This window comes from uncultured Campylobacter sp., assembly GCF_963517995.1.
Classification (GTDB): Bacteria; Campylobacterota; Campylobacteria; order Campylobacterales; family Campylobacteraceae; genus Campylobacter_A.
In genome coordinates this window covers 1-16,491 of the sequence record NZ_CAUQHQ010000007.1, presented here as the reverse complement: position 1 = coordinate 16,491, position 16,491 = coordinate 1, and the positions used below count along the sequence as shown (strand labels likewise).

The following is a 16,491-nucleotide window of genomic DNA, read 5'->3' as shown; positions in this document are numbered from 1 at the left end:
CGGTTATGAGAGCGGTTGCGGCGCTATTTTTAGCCTGCGTTTTGGCGCTAGGCTACGAGATCAGACACGAAAACGAGGGCAAAATTTATAAATTTGCAGGCGAAGCGGACGGGAGTAAATTTGAGCTCTACATCAGCGAGCTTGAGGCCGAGTTTGAAAATTTTAGCGATAAGGGCGTCGTTTTACCGCCTAAATTTCAAGGGCACGCATTTTTTGAGGGCGCCAGATACGACTTCAGTAAAGGCAGTATCAAAAAATCGGGCGCCGCTATAACGGCCGTAAGCGCAGTCGCCGAGTGGCTAAATCTAAGCGTAAAAGCGGATAACGGCGAACTAACGGGCAAGCTAGCAATCAGAGGCAAGGCGCGAAAAGCCGTGCTAAAACAGGTCGCGAGCTATGATTTTGCCGCACTCGGACTGCAAGAGATCGGGCAAGACGGGGCACGATTTGAAGCCGTCGCGAGCGACTTTTACGCGCCTAAATTAGCGCAAAATAACAAAAAATCTCTCGCCGCAAAACTTGAAAATTTTAAAACGACATGGCTCAAAGATCCATCAAAAAACGCCGCAAACACGCTAAATAACCTCGAGTACCAAAACGGCAAAATAAGAAGCGTCTGCGAGCTCGGAGAGGGCGGGAAAATCTGCAAAACCGTCTGGCTAAAAAACCTAAAAAAGATAAATTTGAGCGACGTTTTTAAGGATTTAAACGACGCAAATTTGACTGCGATCTTCGCAAAAGAAAAGATAACTCCGAGCGAAAATTTTACGCTCTCGCCAAGCGGGATTACGTTTTTTGACAGTGCGACCGGCGGCAAAAACAGCGAAATTTCGCTACCGCTTGAGCCCATCAAAGAGCATTTAAAGCAAAATTTCGGGCTGTTTTAGGCAAATTACCGCTATAAAAAGGGAACTTTAAAAATGGAAGGCAAAATTTGATACAAAGCAACCCGAAATTTGACGGCTTAAATTACAAAAAACTTACGCAAAAGCATAAAAATGAAAAACAAATCTAACGCCCAAATTTGCGGTATCGACGAAGCGGGACGCGGCGCGCTAGCAGGCCCCATGGCGGTAGCCGCATGCGTTCTAAGGCGCGAGATAGCCGGGCTAAACGACTCAAAAAAACTGACCGCGAAGCGGCGCGAGGAGCTGTTTAAAGAGGTCGCGGGAAACTCGGAATTTCTCATCGCGTATTTTTCAAACGAGCAAATCGACCGGCTAGGCCTTAGCGAGTGTCTCAGGCGCGCGCTGCGGCTGTTTAAGTCGCATTTTGCGGACTACGAGTTGCTTTATGACGGCAACGCCAACTACGGCACGGGCGTAAAAACCATGGTCGGAGCTGACGGCAAAGTGGCACAAGTAAGCGCAGCCAGCATCCTAGCCAAAGTAAGCCGCGACGCACTGATGACGGCGTGGGACGGCGTTTACGAGGGATACGGCTTTGCCGCGCATAAAGGCTACGGTACGAAAGCCCACCTGGACGCGATCGCCGCGCGCGGATACTGCGATATCCACCGCAAGAGCTTTGCGATAAAAGCAAGGCGAAATTCGCTTTTTGATTAGAATTTAACGCTTAGGCGCAAAATTTTTGTACGATTTTGACGCCGCTTATTCGGGCGCTCGCGCAAATTTATACCGCACTTTGCCTTATGCCGCCGTTTTGAGACGAATAAGCCCGAAATTTAGCAGGTTTTACCGACACTTAAATTTTCACTCGCTAAAATACGCCCTAAATTTCAGGCGATCCGCAACGTAAAAGCGCGCGGGAAGCTTAAAGGAAAAAAATGAACGCTTTTATTTTCCCGGTTACGGCGCTACTTTGCGCCGCGCTAGGATACGCGCTGCCAGGCGTTTTTACGCCGCTAAAAACCCTCATAGTGCCACTTTTAATAACGATAATGCTAGGAATGGGCATGACGCTTACGTTGCGCGATTTTGCGGACATTTTTAGCAAAAAGCGCGCGCTTATTCTGGGCGTCGCGCTGCAATTTATCGTCATGCCGCTGGCGGGGCTAGGCGTTTCTAGGTTATTAAATTTAAACGACGAACTCACCGCAGGCATGATGCTAGTAGGCACGAGTGCGGGCGGGACGGCGAGTAACGTCATCACCTATCTGGCTCGCGGTAACGTCGCGCTGTCGGTGAGTATGACGCTATGCTCGACGCTACTATCCATCGTATTGATGCCGCTGCTTACGTGGCTGTATATCGGGCAAAAAGTGCCGGTACCGGCGACTGACATGCTGATCGACCTCGTTAAAATCACGCTCGTACCGCTAGCCGTAGGCGTTAGTTTAAATACCTTCGCGCACCGCGTCGTAGCGCGCCTACAAAGCGCCCTGCCCGCCGTCTCGATCGGCGCTATCGTGCTAATTATCGCGATCGTCGTAGCGCTTAACCACGCAAACGTCGAAAAGGTCGGGCTAACGGTCGTTTTCGCCGTTATGGCGCACAATGCGGCAGGGCTGATATGCGGATATCTAGGCGCTAGGGCGCTAGGGTTTGATGAGCGGATCGCGCGCACCATCAGTATCGAAGTCGGCATGCAAAACTCGGGGCTTAGCGTCGCGCTCGCGATTAAATACTTCTCTGGGCTTAGCGCGCTTCCGGGCGCTATTTTTAGCATCTGGCATAACGTCTCAGGCGCGCTGCTGGCGGGATTTTGGGCGAACAGAAGCCAAAAGCTGGGCAAAAGAGCGTAAAATATATATAGAAATTTCGGGAGTTTTTAAAATTTTGCACGTCGTAGGAAACGCCGTTTCTAAATTCGTCGCCCCACGCTGATTTGGCGACAAGACGCAAGCGCGATTTTTAAATTTAATAAGCTTTTTAACAAGGTGCCGTCGCAGAGCGATTTTTAAACAAACTGCGGCCGCTTTTACGAAATTTACCGCCAAATTTAGCGTCTTTGGCCGCATACGGATGATTCGTCTAGCTCTAGTAATGCAACAAAAACTCGTCAAAACCCAGCAAAGCGTAGCAGCGGGCGAGTAAAAAACTAGTGCGCCTCACCGAAATCGCCAAGCTACCGGCGACGGCAAGAGCCGGTTTTGGTCTTTGCCTAAGCCGTATTTCGCCGAATACATCTTATTTGCTCGCATATAAAATAAGCCGCTCAAATGCGATTTTTAGCCTAAAAACGCTAAATTTACGCCGGTTGCGAGCATTACCATTTAGCGGGCAGGCCTTGCCCGGCTTTAAAGTAGCTTTGCGGCAAATTTTGCCGTTTTAACGCAAGATGCTCAAATTTAAGTGTTTTTTAAACATAAAGGCTTGTTTAAATCCGTTTAAAAGCCGTAAAAAGCGACTAAAACATAGATACGAAGGAAAACGAATGCATCAAAATCTAAACGCAAAATATATTAAATTTTTGAGCGACGATGAGGAAAAGTCAAAAATCCTAGCAAGCGCGCTAAACGTCCCTCAAGCCGAATTTGACGCGGTTTGGAGCTGGTTTTTGCTACTTTTGCAAAGGCAAAGCAAGCTAGATATTTTTGGCGACGACGTCATCAAAGATCTGGCCTCGCGACTAGAAACTCTCGCCGCAAGCCTTAGCCAAAGCGCGCGAAATTTCGTTCTAGCCAAGCTTATTTACTACAACAACATTATCCAAAGCGGGCATTTGAATTCTGCGGTTTGCGGAATCATGAGCAAATTTTTATACGACGAGATAAAGCGGCGCATATCGGAAGCAAGCTTTTGCTTTGCCGAATTTACGGCGCTTACGCGGTACATAAAGCATAATTTTTACGTCTCTCCAAACGGCTATTTGCTAGAAAACGCCCTAAAAATCGAAAAACAAAATAAAATTTTCGCGCGCGCGGACGACGAAGCAAAGCTAGAAATCATACAAAATTTGCTTTGCATCATCGACGACAAGGAGTTTCAACACGATATAGCCGTATTTAAAAAGCTAGCCTGCGAGGTAAAAGACGGCGACGAAAGGGGCGTACGGCTGTTTAAAAACTTTATCCCAAAAACCGCCAAGGCTGCTATCTAGTCGTAAATAAAGTCCTGAACGCCGCGTGTTTTGATGGTAAATTTAGCCTAAGCGTCAAGGCTCTAAAATGGCTAGATAGCGCGCGGGGCGCGGCTGCGCCAATCGGCTGGCAAAATAAATTTAACGAGCTAAAAGGCGAGCTGGGCGAAGAGGCGTTAGCCGCGGTCGCAGCCGAGATTTTACGGCTGGACTCGCTTACGTATCATGATTTTACTATATCTAGCTGGAGCGACGACGTCGTAAAACGCTTCGTAAAATCTGCCGAGTGGATACTCCAAATCGCAGGCGAGCAGCAACTGCGCACCTTCTAAGCGCAGCTAAATTTAGGCGGTTTTGTTAAATTTAGCAGGCGGCGGAGCGCTTGATTTGTTTTAGCCCGTTTAGCCTTTAAACCAAGCTTGCGTGAGAAAAGACTGCTAAATTTGCTTTTTCTAAAACGCGAGCATTTTAAAATAACGCGCCCCAAGAATCAAATTAAAAAGCGTAGATGGGGCAAGGAACGCTAACGGCGCCGCGACCAAAAATGGCGCAAAATTTAGCGATGAATGCGGACGATTTAGACGCGAAAATATAAATTTACGAGCAAGATACGGGTTTGCTTTCGGATAAATTCGCATAATACCTCAAAGGCCTCATGTAAAAGCGATTTTCTTACGCTCTTGATTTTTAGCCGCGCAGTCTAGCCAAGATACCTTTTGCGAATTACCTCGGTTAGTTTGGGTTTGTTTCGCCATTAAGATTTATGGCTTTGCGGGAGCAGCGAAATTTGCGCCGCAGGCTTTAAATGCGAAAAAGGCGTCAAATTTGACGCTCCGCCCTACTCTATCCCGCCCAAAAGCGGCACGAAAAGGCACTCGTCAAGCGCCTTTTGCGTTATCTCGCCGCGAGAGTCTTTTGTAAATTTGACGATAAACTGCTTGCCGTTTTTTTCGATAGGGGCTACTAAAATGCCGCCGTTTTTTAGCTGGTTAAAAAGCGTCTGCGGCACCTGCTGCGCCGCTGCCGAGAGCAAAATGCGGTCGTAGGGCGCGTAGCTTTTCCAGCCGACGTTTCCGTCGTCAAATCTCACGTGAATGTTGCGTATTTCAAGCGCTTCAAAGCGTTTTTTAGCCTCGGTTGCTAGCTTTTCTATACGCTCTACGCTAAAAACCCTGTGCGCCAAATGCGATAAAATCGCCGCCTGATAACCGCTGCCGCAGCCGATCTCTAGGGCATTATCGATGCCTTCGGCCTCAAGCGCTAGCGTCATCTTGGCTACCGTTAGAGGCGAGCTGATCCATTGATTGCCGCCGATGGGCTGAGCGTCTAGACTGTATGCGCGGTGCGCGACGGAAGCGAATATCTCGCGCGGAGTGTCGCAAAGAGCCTTATAAAGCGAGGGCGTCAGAGTGAGTATATCGCCGATCTCGTCGGCCATGTTTGTGCATTTTGATTTTTCAAGAGCGGTCATAAAAGCCCCAAATTTCGTTTGGTTTCAAGGATCAAATTTGAGTCGAATTTGGCCTCTTTTGCAAATTCTCCGCTCGGCAAAAACACTCCCGAAAACTCCAGATCAAGCGAGCTTGCGGCTACGACGTAGCAGCTGTTAGCAAGCGCTAGAGCCTTACAAAGGGTAAAATACGCATCATCGCGCGCCTTGCCCCACATCGCGGGCGCCAAAATGATATCGCAGCCCTTTAGCTGTGCCCAAAGCTTTGCAAATCTAAGCTCAAAGCAAATTAAAACGCCGATTTTTAGCCCTTTAAAATCAAACGGCTTTATCGCCGACTCGTCACCCGCAGCAAAAATTTCATGCTCTAAATTCGGACGAAAAAGCTTTGATTTATTTTGCGCGTAAAAGACGTTTTGGCTGTTTAGCAGGATAAATTCGTTGTAAATTTCGTTTTTTTGCGTCTGCGTGATTGAAATTTGCGCGAGTCCTTTGGCGCGGTTTAGGCTCGTTAGATGCGTGAGTCCGAGGAATTTATCGGGGGTTAGCGCTTCTTGGATCGCTTCAAAAAGTATGGCGTCAAAGCTACCGATCGAACCGCCGAGCATTGCTCGGTTCGCCCCGCTAAAAAATCCGTCGAAATCATATCCGCTAACGCACAGCTCGCTAGCTAGGATGATCGAATTTTCGGGCGCGGCGGCGATTTTTTCGAGTAGCTCGTCTTGACGCTGGGAGCAAGAGGACGCCGTTAGGATGATAGGGTATAAATTCGGACTAAAAGTCGTCAAAGCTGATGCTTCCTTTGCTGTAATTTGTTACCTTCGCCTCAAAAAAGTTACTCTTTTGGTCGTTAAATTTAGCAAAATCATCGACCCACTTGATCGGGTGGCGGGCGTCGTAGCGGCGTTTTAGTCCGATGGCGACTAGGCGCTGATCGATGAGGTAGCGGATGTATTGCTCGATGATGTCGTCGGTAAAGCCCATGATCTGGTTTTGCGTGATGTATTTGCCCCATTTTATCTCAAGCTCGCCGGCGCGCTCGAACATGTCGTAAATTTTAGCCTCGGTCTCAGGCGTGAAAAGATCGGGACGCTCGGCGCGAACGCTGTTTATCATGTTTTGAAATAGCAGCAGATGCGTGATCTCGTCGCGCTGGATAAAGCGGATCATCTGCGCGCTGCCTAGCATCTTGCCCGCACGCGCCAGCGCATAAATCGCCGTAAAACCGCTGTAAAAGTAAATGCCCTCTAAAATTTGATTGGCTACCATGGCCAGCAGTAGCTTTTCGTCCGTCACTTCGCCCGCAAGCTCCTCGTAAACGCTTGAGATGTAGTCGTTTTTCTCGCGCAAAACCTCGTCGTGCTTCTCCATCTCGTAGATGAGGTCCGTGTTGTCGCAGATGGCCTCGACCATGACGGCGTAGGACTTGGAGTGGTTGGCCTCCTCGTAGGCTTGGCGCGCTAGGCAGGCGTTGATCTCGGGCGCGGTGATGTAAGGGTTGATGTTGTCAGCTAGGTTGTTCGTCTGGAAGCTATCCATCGAGATGAGCTGACTCCAAACTAGATCGTACATGCGCTTTTCGGCCTGCGTGAGGTTGTAGGCGTAGTCGCGTACGTCGTCCGTGGTGTCGACCTCTTTTGGAAACCACGTGTTGGCTTCCATCAGGTCCCAGAGCTTGAGCGCCCACTGGTATTTTGCCTTGGTGAAATTTAAAATGCCGTGCGGATTGCCGTTAAATACGCGGCGATCGGTCAAATTCTCGTTTGAGCTCGGGTTGTAGATTCGTTTTCGGTTCATAATTTTTTCTTTATTCATAAAATTTGGGGCTGATTTTAGCTAAAAATTTATGTTAGATATCTTAAAAGCAAGCTATTTGAGCGCGTTAAATTTGGCTTTTACGGTTACGGCCAAATTTAACCCGCATCAAATTTGTGAGTTAAATTTAGCGCTTTAGCTCGATTGCGCGCTGGAGCATTTCGTTGCTGGTCGTGATGCTCTTGGCATTAGCGTCGTAGGCTTTTTGCGTGACGATGACCTCCGTTAAGGCCTGGGCTAGATCGACGTTTGACTGCTCTAGCGTGCTGCTAGCCAGTTTGGCGCCGTAGATGCTTTTGCCGCCCGCGTCTTTGTAAAAAAAGGCAGCGCCGGAATTCGCGCTTTGCGAATAGATATTATCGCCCATTTTTGCAAGGCCTTGCTCGTTTTGGAAGTGATAGAGCGCGACTTTGCCGACGGAGCGAACCTCTCCGTTGGTAAATTTAGCCAGGATATTTCCCGAGTCGTTGGTGTAATAATCCTTTAAAATCCCCTCATATACGCCGTTTTGGGTGACCGAGATACTTTTTGCTTGCGCGGTGCTGGTAACGCCCGAGTAAATTTGACCCGCAGCCGCAGGAGTGCCGAAGTCTAGCTCGACTTGCGAGCCGTTATTATCTAGAGCGCCTAATGTAGAGCTAACAAGCCTACCCTCGTGGTCGAAATTTAACTCTCCGTTAGCGTTTGAGATCGTTGCGCCGCTCGCGTTTTTTACGGTTGCCGCCGCTTCCCAAACCGTACCGTTAGCGCCCTGAGGGACGCGTTTTGTTAGCGTTAGTTCCAGAGTATTTTTCGTGCCGTCCGCATTTAAAAGCTCGGTTACGAATTTTTCCCGATTTGCCGCTTCTTTGGTCGTATTTATCTTAGCGGTCAAATTCGGCGCCGTCGTTAGATCAAAATCCCTCTCAAAGCTCCTGCTTATGCTCCAGTTGCCGTTTTCATCGATCGGAGCGCTAAATTCAGCCGTTTTGCCGTTTACGTCGGTTGCCGTTACGGTAACGAGATCGCCTTTTCTAGGGCGAGTTATATCGGCACCAGGCGTGACTCGTCCGCGTAAATTTATAGTTCTAGAAACATTATCTATGTTGCTCGTATAGGTTGCGGCATCTACTGGCAAAGTAGTAGGTTCGGTTTTAAAAGACGAGTCGAGATTGCCCTTAAAAGTTACCTTTGACGTCGGTTTAGTCGGCAGATATAAAAACTCCGGTAGGCGAATCTTGCCCTGAGAGCCGATATCGCCGACGTCAAGGTCGGTCGTGTCTGAGCCTAGCGTATAGGCCTGCGTGACGGCGGCTCGTCCGTTTACTCTACCGAAAGCCTCTATCGCGCCCTGGCTAGGAGCGACCTGCGTTAGCGTATTTTGCGTGCCTAGGACGTAGTTGCCTTGATTTGTTACGAGATATCTTTCTTTGTCTACGCCAAAGCTACCGGCACGCGTGTAGTAGGTGCCTGAGCCGTTCGTTACGCCGAAAAACCCCTTGCCGCCGATGGCCATATCTAAGACGTTATCGGTTTTCATAAACGGGCCTTGCTTGTAAAAGCTAAGCGCCGTCGTCATACCCGTAGCGCCGAGGCCAACTTGGTCTTGAGTCGGGTTGTTGCCCGCAGCAAAGGAGGTTTGGTAAAAAATGCTCTTAAATTCCGGTATCGAAGCAGTAAAGCCGACGTTATTTATATTGGCGATATTGTTCGCCCACACGTCCATACTAAACCCCTGGGTTCTGACGCCGCTAACGCCGTTATACAGGCTTCTTACCATCGTCCTATCCTTTTTTCGGCTCGGTAAATTCTTTTACTTTGTCGATGCTGACGTATTGTCCGCCGACCTTTACCTGCGCGATGCCGTCGATAAATTTGACACCTTCTACGAGATAGTTGCCTACGCCGCCGTTTTTGACGTTGCCCGCTGCATCGGTGTAGCTGATCTCGACCGTGTATGAGCCGGCTCTAGCATCGTTGCCGGCGCTGTCCTTGCCGTCCCACTCGAAGGTATTGGCTCCGGCGCTAGCTTGTCCGAATTCTAGCTTTCTTACGAGTTTGCCGGTGCCGTCTTTGATATTTATCGTACCGCCTTTTGCCGCGCTTTCTAAAAATCCCGCAAATTTGACGCCCGAGCCCTCTTCTTTTACGATACCGCTATCGCCGATTTTAGCCATCTTGCCGAGTACTCCGACGGCGTACATGTTGGTGCTATTTTTTAGCTGGTCGGCTAGCTTTTGCATCATTTTGTTCGTATTTTCTTGCATTTCAAGCGAAGCTAGCTGACTGGTTTGAGTTAGCATTTTTTCCGTATCCATCGGGCTTGTCGGGTCTTGATACTGAAGCTCGGTTAAAAGAAGTTTCATAAAAGCGTCCTTGTCTAGCTGGGCGTTTGGATTGGTTCCTGCGGCCTTTTGTAGGGCGTCCGCCGATTTTTTAGCGGCTTGGTTGTTTACCGTGAAGTTATTGGTTTCTAGTCCGTTTGCCATCTTTTATCCTTTAAATTTTTATATCTCAAGCAAATTTGATTCCAAATTTACACGTAGCGCGGAACGACAAGCTCTAAACGAGGCGCCGCCGCTTCGACTTGTTCTGTGCCGTCTGCATTAAATTTTGAGCCTTTGTAGCTCTTTTGCCCTTGCTCTTTTTTTTGCTGATTTTGATCGCTAAAGTTCATCTCAAGCTCGGTAAAACCCATATTGACGAGGCTGTTTTTAAACTCGGCCTGATTTTGTAAAAAGAGGTTCATCGTCTGCGTGTTGGAGCTAAAATTTATGTGCAGATTGTTGCCGCGATTTACCATCGTGATCTCGACTTCGCCCAAATTTAGCGGATTTAGAGTGATGTTAAAGCGCATGAAAGGCGATTTGTAGGCTGCGACTTGCTCTTTTAAATTTGAGCTAAAGTTATCAAGCGTCTCGCGCACGGCTTGGAAATTTCTAGTTTGCGCTTTGGCGTTTGAGATTACGTCTTTTACCATCGCGTTTAGCTCGCTATTTTCGCTACCGTCGCTTTGCGGTTCGGTCAAAACTTGCTCCTCGACGCTCTCGCGCTCCGGAAATAGCAAATTTTGTAAATTTATCTTTTTAGAGTCTTGGCCGAGCCCTGATTTTTCGCTTTTTACGGCGGTTAAATTTAGCTCGCTTTCGGCTTTGAGGTTTGGCTTTTCGTCTTTTAAATTTACCTCTTTCTCGTCCTCGTTTTTTACCGCTTCTTTTATGATTTTGGAGTTTTGAGCCAAATTTTGCGTATCTTGCGCTTTTGTATTGGCGTCTTTGGGTTGTGCTTTATTTTGCTCTTCTTGCACGGCGGCTAGTAGCTTATTTAGCGTATCTTTTGGCTCTGGCTCGTTTGCGTTTATGGCCTCTTCGACCTTGTTTTTTAGCTCGCTAAATGCAAAATTTTTCTTAGGCGTTACGGGTTCAAAGAAATCTTTTTTCGCCAAACTCGGAAATTTCTCGCCCAGTTCGTCCGCCTGAGCTTGCGTTACTTCGATATTTTCCAGACCCAAATTTAGCTTGTTTGCGATCTCGATGAGCTCGTTTAGATTTTTGGCTCCCCTTAGCTCGTTTAGCGTCGTTTCGCTTGATAGCGCTTTGGCTAGGCGGTTTTCGAAATTTGGAAATTTGCTGATTTTCTCGCCTCCGCTAAGCATCTCTAAAATTTGCAAGAGCTGCATAAAGGTCGCATTTTCAAACAAATTTTCCGCCGCTTCTTCGCCCAAAATTTCTTTTACGTCCGTGCTTTGGATAGGCGCTTTGATTTGCCCGTTTTGAGCCGTTTGGGCGGATAAATTTACGGCTTTTGCCATCTCTTTTAGATCTTTTTCGCTTAAATTTTCGCCCTTTTTAGCGGCCGCGTCTAGCACCATAGAGAGAAATACGCCGTCTTCTTTGCCGCCTTTTTGCGCATTTTTGCTCTGTTTTTTCACTCCGCCTTTGATGCTCGCGTCAAATGATAAAATATCGTTTTGAGTTGTCTGCATAAAAACCCTTTAAATTTAGCTTTTATGAGCTATGCAAGAAACGTTCCATAACTGCTTTATTATTTTTATAAGGAAAATTTGGCTAAAATCAGCCCCATTTTAATAACGGAGAAAAATTTGGAAAAGATACGAAACATCGCCGTCATCGCTCACGTCGATCACGGCAAAACTACGATGGTTGACGAGCTTTTGAAACAATCGGGTACTTTTAACGAGCACCAAACCGTCGGCGAACGCGTGATGGATAGCAACGACATCGAGCGCGAGCGCGGCATCACGATACTATCAAAAAACACCGCGATCCGCTACAAAGACACCAAAATCAACATCATCGACACCCCGGGCCATGCCGATTTTGGCGGCGAAGTGGAGCGCGTGCTAAAGATGGTCGACGGCGTTTTGTTGCTCGTAGACGCGCAAGAAGGCGTAATGCCGCAGACTAAATTCGTCGTGAAAAAGGCTCTCTCGCTCGGCCTTCGCCCGATCGTCGTCGTAAATAAAATCGACAAACCAGCAGCCGATCCGGACCGCGTGATAAACGAGATTTTCGACCTTTTCGTAGCGCTTGAGGCAAACGACGAGCAGCTAGAGTTCCCCGTCGTTTACGCGGCGGCTAGAAACGGCTACGCGAAGCTAAATTTGAGCGACGAAAACGTAAATATGCAGCCGCTTTTCGAGACGATTTTGTCTCACGTTCCGGCTCCTAGCGGCGACGTAAACAACCCTTTGCAGCTTCAGGTTTTCACGCTTGATTACGACAACTACGTCGGTAAAATCGGCATCGCGCGTATCTTCAACGGTAAAATTTCTAAAAACCAAAACGTGATGCTCGCTAAAGCCGACGGCACGAAAACGACGGGTAGGATTTCAAAACTCATCGGCTTTTTGGGTCTTGAGCGCCGCGATATAGACGAGGCGCAAGTAGGCGATATCGTGGCGATAGCAGGCTTTGAGGCGCTGGACGTCGGCGATAGCGTCGTGGATCCAAACTCTCCGATGCCGCTTGATCCGCTAAAAATCGAGGAGCCTACGCTTAGCGTCGTATTTAGCGTAAACGATAGTCCGCTAGCGGGCACCGAGGGCAAGCACGTAACATCAAACAAACTAGATGAACGTCTAGCCAGCGAGATGAAAACCAATATCGCGATGCGCTACGAAAACATCGGCGAAGGTAAATTTAAGGTTAGCGGACGCGGCGAGCTGCAAATCACGATTTTGGCCGAAAACATGCGCCGCGAGGGCTTTGAGTTTTGCCTCGGACGTCCGGAAGTCATCATCAAAGAGATCGAGGGCGTGCGCTGCGAGCCATTTGAGCTGCTAGTGTGCGACGTACCTGACGAGTTTAGCGGCACCGTGATCGAAAAACTCGGACGCAGAAAAGCCGAGATGGTATCGATGAACCCGACCGGCGACGGACAGACGAGGATCGAGTTTGAGATCCCGGCGCGCGGTCTAATCGGCTTTAGAAGTCAGTTTTTGACCGATACGAAGGGCGAGGGCATCATGAACCACAGCTTCCTTGAGTTTCGTCCGCTTATAGGTAGCGTCGAGCACCGCAGCAACGGCGCTCTAGTGTCGATGGAAAACGGCGTGACGCTAGCGTATAGCCTCTGGAACTTGCAAGATCGCGGCGTCCTTTTCGTCGATCCGCAGACCAAGACCTACGTGGGCATGATCATCGGCGAGCACAGCCGTCCAAACGACCTTGACGTAAATCCAATCAAAGGCAAAAACCTAACCAACGTACGCGCCAGCGGCTCTGACGATGCTATCAAGCTCGTACCGCCTAGAAAGCTCAGCCTAGAGCGAGCTCTGGAGTGGATCGAGGAGGACGAACTAGTCGAAGTTACGCCGACAAACATACGCGTGCGCAAGCGCTATCTAGATCCGACTATGCGCCGCAGAATGGCAAAAACAAAAGAGTAAATTTTATAAATTTAGCCTGCAAATTTGCGCTTTTGCGCGGTTTGCGGGACGCCCAATTTGCCCACGCTTACAAAAAGGATTTTGGCTTAAGTTTGCCTAGGAATTATTAAGCGATTTTTACGCACTCGCCGTTTTTAATTTTCATAAATTTAACGACTCAAAAGCTAGGGAAATTCGGCCGAAGGGCAAGGCCATACGCAGTTTTTATAAGCCCACAAATAGAGCCGAGTTTACCCAAATTTACGGCGATAGTTGAAATGCGAATTTATCTAAACTATCTACAAATTTAAACGCGCGAAGATATTAAAAGATCGGTTTAACAATTTCCCGTAAATTTCCCGCAAACCATAGCGACTAATATTTACGGCAGGAAAGCGCCCCTAAAAAGCTTAAAATCGCAGCCGGGCTCAAACGGGCGCGATCTAAGCTATGATTACGATTTATCGAGCCGTGTTTGCTTTACCGCATACGGCACGGGTAATCTTTGAGCCTGCGAGTAGTAAGACGCTCAATATTAAGCGGCACAAATCCCGTGCGAAGATATCCGAGACTTCGGTCTCTTTAACTTGAGCCAAACTATAAAAATCGCAAAAAATCAACGCTCGCCGAAATAAGAAATATTATGTTCACGCATTTTTTTAAACGAGATTTATCTTCGCCACTAAAAGATAACTGGGTCGAGACGCTACCGCAGTACGTCAAAGATGGCGTTCTTTGCGCCAAGGAAAATCAATGTTCCTTGCGAATACGCGATTGGTCGGCTTTTGATTTCATGATACCAAAACGCATGAAGGGCAAAACCGCGCGTACTAGCGACGAAGTGGTCTTGGATTTACGAGATTTATCGCTTTATCCTGATTTGTACGGGTTATCCATCACGACTAATTTTAATTTAATTCAGGTGCGCGACCTTGACGTTCTTTACCGACTCAAAAATTTAGAAACGCTATCTATAAGCACGGAAAAAATACATAAATTTGAGATAGACGTCTCCAAAATAACGGCGCTAAAAGAGCTGGTTTTAGACGGCTATAAGCCCTGCGTTTATAATATCGGCAAAGCCAAGCAGCTAGAAGTCCTCGTCCTATACGGCTACAAAAATAGCGATTTGAACGAATTTGCTGATTTGTTAAATTTACGCGATTTGAGGCTATTTCACAGCGAAATAAAATCATTGGACGGCATAGAAAATATGACCAACCTAGAGCATTTAGAGATTGCTTGGGCCAAAAATTTACAAGATATTTCGGCGCTAGATAGACTGGAGCAAAAACACGAGATAGGCGGCGTTTTGCTACCGAAGAAATTTAAACGCAAAAAATAAAAGCCGATGTAAATACAAATAGCGCAAAAAACGATGACGCTAAGAGGCAAATTTACGGATATAAGAACCCGGCGCGAAATTTTAGTTGCGAGAATTTATGATTTTTCTGCTAAAATCGCGTCTTTACGACTTTTAAACCCGCGGCAAAAATCTCAAATCCGCCGCTAAATTTGCGTAAAACGACTAAATTTTTAATCAAGGTATAAAATGGAACTCTCGCATATCATCGTTTTAGCCCTAGTTCAGGGCATTAGCGAGTTTTTGCCCGTATCTAGCTCGGCGCATCTAGTGCTGGTGCCAAAGCTGCTAGGATGGGCCGATCAAGGGCTAGCCTTTGACGTCGCCGTTCACGTAGGCACGCTAGTTGCGATTTTGATTTATTTTAAAGACCGCATCGCCGCGCTTTTGAGAGATTTTTTCGCCTCGATCGCTCAAAAAAAGACGGTCGGACAAAGTACACTCGTGTGGGCGACGGGTTTTGGCACGATCCCCGTGGGACTGTTTGGCCTAGCCTTTGGCGATTTTATCGAGCAGTACGCTAGAAACGGCGCTTTGATCGCTATTATGACCATAGTTTTTGGATTAATTTTAGGCTTTTCCGACAAAAAAAGCGGCGCAAAGGACGAAGCCGCCATCACGATAAAAATCGCCCTAATCATCGGCCTAGCGCAGGCAATCGCGCTCATACCGGGCGTTTCGCGCTCGGGCGTGACGATGACGGCGGCGCTGATGCTCGGTTTTTCTCGAACGGCGAGCGCAAATTTTTCGTTTTTGCTCTCGATCCCGGTTATCGTGCTAGCAGGCGGTTTGGAGGCTATTAAAGTCTTTAAGATGCCTGATTCGCTACCTTGGAGCGACCTTGCTATCGGCGCGGCGATTAGCGGCGTTAGCGCGTATCTTTGCGTACGGCTATTTATGGCGATGTTGCAGCGCATTTCGATGATGCCGTTTGTGATTTATCGCTTGATTTTGGGCGTATTTTTGCTCCTAACGTTTTTATAAATCGGTAAATTCGGGCGCGAATTTAAAATTTGCCGTCCGAATTGCTTTATAAATTTAAAGCGCAAATTTGACTAAGACGGGTCAAAATTTAGCCTTTCTAAAACCTCTTTTATCCTTGCGCTTCTACTCTCTACGCTATCTTCCTCGCTAAACATCCTGTGTTCGCTATACTCAAACGGCGGCAGGTTTTTAACGAAATCATAAATTTCCTCAAAGCTTAAAATCTTGCCGTGCAGGTCGTAGCCGACGTTTAGCGCCTTGCCTTTTATATTTGCGATATTTGCGTGGATGTGGCCGTAGAGATGGATAGAGCCGTGGTGGTCTGCGTTCCACTCGGATAGCGGATAGTGAAAGAGTACGAGGCAAAATTTATCCTGTCCGTGCTGCACGGTGATCTCTTTGTATTCGCAAATTTCCTCAAATAGCGCGTTGCCGTCTTGCTTTTTCATGGCTAGCAGCTCGTCTTTATGCTTTTTTATCGCTTCGTCGTGATTTCCTAGCACTAGGACGTGCTTGCCGTTTAGCTTGCTAAAGATGGATATATTAGTCTGCATATCCTTGTGAAAGCTTAGATCGCCTATGTTATAGACCGTGTCGCAGGGGTTTACGCGCGAGTTCCAGAGACGAATGAGCGCCCTATCCATCGCCTCTACGCTAGAAAAAGGCCTAAAGCACGGATGAAATTTCATGATACTGCTATGTCCGAAATGCAAATCGGAGGTAAAATAAATCATCGTTTTTCCTAAAATGTATTTAAAATTTAACGGCGCCAAGCAAATGATCCTTGAGGCTCAAATTCGTAAAAGATTGCCCAAATTTGCGAATTTTTCTGCTTTTTTGGCTTTTGGATCAAATTTAAGACGGTATAAGCCATGCTACTTTAAAATTAACCGCAAACCCCGAATTTAAGATAGCTACGGTTTGTATAACCTTAGCAAATTTATAATGTTGCCCGCATTCATCCTATTAAAATGCTAAATTTATGCTTAAATTTAGACTTACAGGCTTAATTCAAATTTCTCGCCGCTT

14 protein-coding genes are annotated in these 16,491 nt (G+C 47.5%); 7 read left to right on the top strand and 7 right to left on the bottom strand.

Annotated features, from left to right (window positions below; genetic code table 11):
* Window positions 1–5: 5 nt before the first annotated feature.
* From RYL88_RS01495 to RYL88_RS01480, 4 genes are all read left to right on the top strand, one after another.
* Window positions 6–887 (top strand): hypothetical protein, encoded by an 882-nt coding sequence (locus RYL88_RS01495; protein ID WP_314988671.1) that lies wholly within the window; start codon window positions 6–8, stop codon window positions 885–887.
* Between the two features lie 111 nt (window positions 888–998).
* Entirely contained in the window at window positions 999–1,565 is a 567-nt protein-coding gene (locus tag RYL88_RS01490; RefSeq protein WP_314988670.1) for a ribonuclease HII, read from the top strand.
* Window positions 1,566–1,786: 221 nt separating this feature from the next.
* On the top strand, window positions 1,787–2,704 hold the full coding sequence (locus RYL88_RS01485) for a bile acid:sodium symporter family protein (RefSeq protein WP_314988669.1): 918 nt from the start codon (window positions 1,787–1,789) through the stop codon (window positions 2,702–2,704).
* Window positions 2,705–3,336: 632 nt separating this feature from the next.
* Entirely contained in the window at window positions 3,337–4,002 is a 666-nt protein-coding gene (locus RYL88_RS01480; protein ID WP_314988668.1) for a hypothetical protein, read from the top strand.
* Between the two features lie 817 nt (window positions 4,003–4,819).
* Here the strand turns inward: RYL88_RS01480 and RYL88_RS01475 are convergent.
* The 6 genes from RYL88_RS01475 to RYL88_RS01450 form a co-directional block, all read right to left on the bottom strand.
* Window positions 4,820–5,452: a protein-L-isoaspartate(D-aspartate) O-methyltransferase gene (locus tag RYL88_RS01475; RefSeq protein WP_314988667.1), complete on the bottom strand. Its 633-nt coding sequence runs from the start codon at window positions 5,450–5,452 to the stop codon at window positions 4,820–4,822.
* Window positions 5,449–6,219, bottom strand: coding sequence for a carbon-nitrogen hydrolase family protein (locus RYL88_RS01470; protein WP_314988665.1), 771 nt, complete (start codon window positions 6,217–6,219; stop codon window positions 5,449–5,451). The genes RYL88_RS01475 and RYL88_RS01470 overlap by 4 nt, the downstream gene beginning before the upstream one ends.
* Entirely contained in the window at window positions 6,206–7,228 is a 1,023-nt protein-coding gene (locus tag RYL88_RS01465) for a ribonucleotide-diphosphate reductase subunit beta (RefSeq protein WP_314988664.1), read from the bottom strand. Before RYL88_RS01465 ends, RYL88_RS01470 begins: the two co-directional genes overlap by 14 nt.
* Before the next feature lie 145 nt (window positions 7,229–7,373).
* Window positions 7,374–9,005, bottom strand: a complete 1,632-nt coding sequence (locus RYL88_RS01460; protein ID WP_314988663.1) for a flagellar hook-basal body complex protein — start codon at window positions 9,003–9,005, stop codon at window positions 7,374–7,376.
* A 4-nt stretch (window positions 9,006–9,009) separates the two neighbouring features.
* Window positions 9,010–9,714: a flagellar basal body rod modification protein gene (locus tag RYL88_RS01455; RefSeq protein WP_295141282.1), complete on the bottom strand. Its 705-nt coding sequence runs from the start codon at window positions 9,712–9,714 to the stop codon at window positions 9,010–9,012.
* A gap of 47 nt (window positions 9,715–9,761) precedes the next feature.
* Window positions 9,762–11,210 (bottom strand): flagellar hook-length control protein FliK, encoded by a 1,449-nt coding sequence (locus RYL88_RS01450; RefSeq protein WP_314988662.1) that lies wholly within the window; start codon window positions 11,208–11,210, stop codon window positions 9,762–9,764.
* A 117-nt stretch (window positions 11,211–11,327) separates the two neighbouring features.
* Between RYL88_RS01450 and typA the strand changes: the two genes are divergently transcribed.
* The 3 genes from typA (at window position 11,328) to RYL88_RS01435 (ending at window position 15,462) form a co-directional block, all read left to right on the top strand.
* Entirely contained in the window at window positions 11,328–13,136 is a 1,809-nt protein-coding gene (typA, locus tag RYL88_RS01445; RefSeq protein WP_314988681.1) for a translational GTPase TypA, read from the top strand.
* Window positions 13,137–13,758: 622 nt separating this feature from the next.
* A complete protein-coding gene (locus RYL88_RS01440; protein ID WP_314988661.1) occupies window positions 13,759–14,460 on the top strand; it encodes a hypothetical protein in 702 nt (233 codons plus the stop codon).
* 207 nt (window positions 14,461–14,667) lie between these two features.
* Complete coding sequence (locus RYL88_RS01435; protein ID WP_314988660.1) at window positions 14,668–15,462, top strand: undecaprenyl-diphosphate phosphatase; 795 nt, start codon at window positions 14,668–14,670, stop codon at window positions 15,460–15,462.
* A 71-nt stretch (window positions 15,463–15,533) separates the two neighbouring features.
* On the opposite strand, the gene RYL88_RS01430 is transcribed toward RYL88_RS01435, so the two are convergent.
* Complete coding sequence (locus RYL88_RS01430; protein ID WP_314988659.1) at window positions 15,534–16,196, bottom strand: metallophosphoesterase family protein; 663 nt, start codon at window positions 16,194–16,196, stop codon at window positions 15,534–15,536.
* Window positions 16,197–16,491: the final 295 nt, after the last annotated feature.

Coding starts and splice junctions, on each gene's coding strand:
- RYL88_RS01480 (WP_314988668.1), top strand. CDS start 3,337: ATGCATCAAAATCTAAACGCAAAATATATTAAATTTTTGAGCGACGAT.
- RYL88_RS01485 (WP_314988669.1), top strand. CDS start 1,787: ATGAACGCTTTTATTTTCCCGGTTACGGCGCTACTTTGCGCCGCGCTA.
- RYL88_RS01440 (WP_314988661.1), top strand. CDS start 13,759: ATGTTCACGCATTTTTTTAAACGAGATTTATCTTCGCCACTAAAAGAT.
- RYL88_RS01475 (WP_314988667.1), bottom strand. CDS start 5,452: ATGACCGCTCTTGAAAAATCAAAATGCACAAACATGGCCGACGAGATC.
- RYL88_RS01430 (WP_314988659.1), bottom strand. CDS start 16,196: ATGATTTATTTTACCTCCGATTTGCATTTCGGACATAGCAGTATCATG.
- RYL88_RS01450 (WP_314988662.1), bottom strand. CDS start 11,210: ATGCAGACAACTCAAAACGATATTTTATCATTTGACGCGAGCATCAAA.
- RYL88_RS01490 (WP_314988670.1), top strand. CDS start 999: ATGAAAAACAAATCTAACGCCCAAATTTGCGGTATCGACGAAGCGGGA.
- RYL88_RS01455 (WP_295141282.1), bottom strand. CDS start 9,714: ATGGCAAACGGACTAGAAACCAATAACTTCACGGTAAACAACCAAGCC.
- RYL88_RS01435 (WP_314988660.1), top strand. CDS start 14,668: ATGGAACTCTCGCATATCATCGTTTTAGCCCTAGTTCAGGGCATTAGC.
- RYL88_RS01465 (WP_314988664.1), bottom strand. CDS start 7,228: ATGAACCGAAAACGAATCTACAACCCGAGCTCAAACGAGAATTTGACC.
- RYL88_RS01495 (WP_314988671.1), top strand. CDS start 6: ATGAGAGCGGTTGCGGCGCTATTTTTAGCCTGCGTTTTGGCGCTAGGC.
- RYL88_RS01460 (WP_314988663.1), bottom strand. CDS start 9,005: ATGGTAAGAAGCCTGTATAACGGCGTTAGCGGCGTCAGAACCCAGGGG.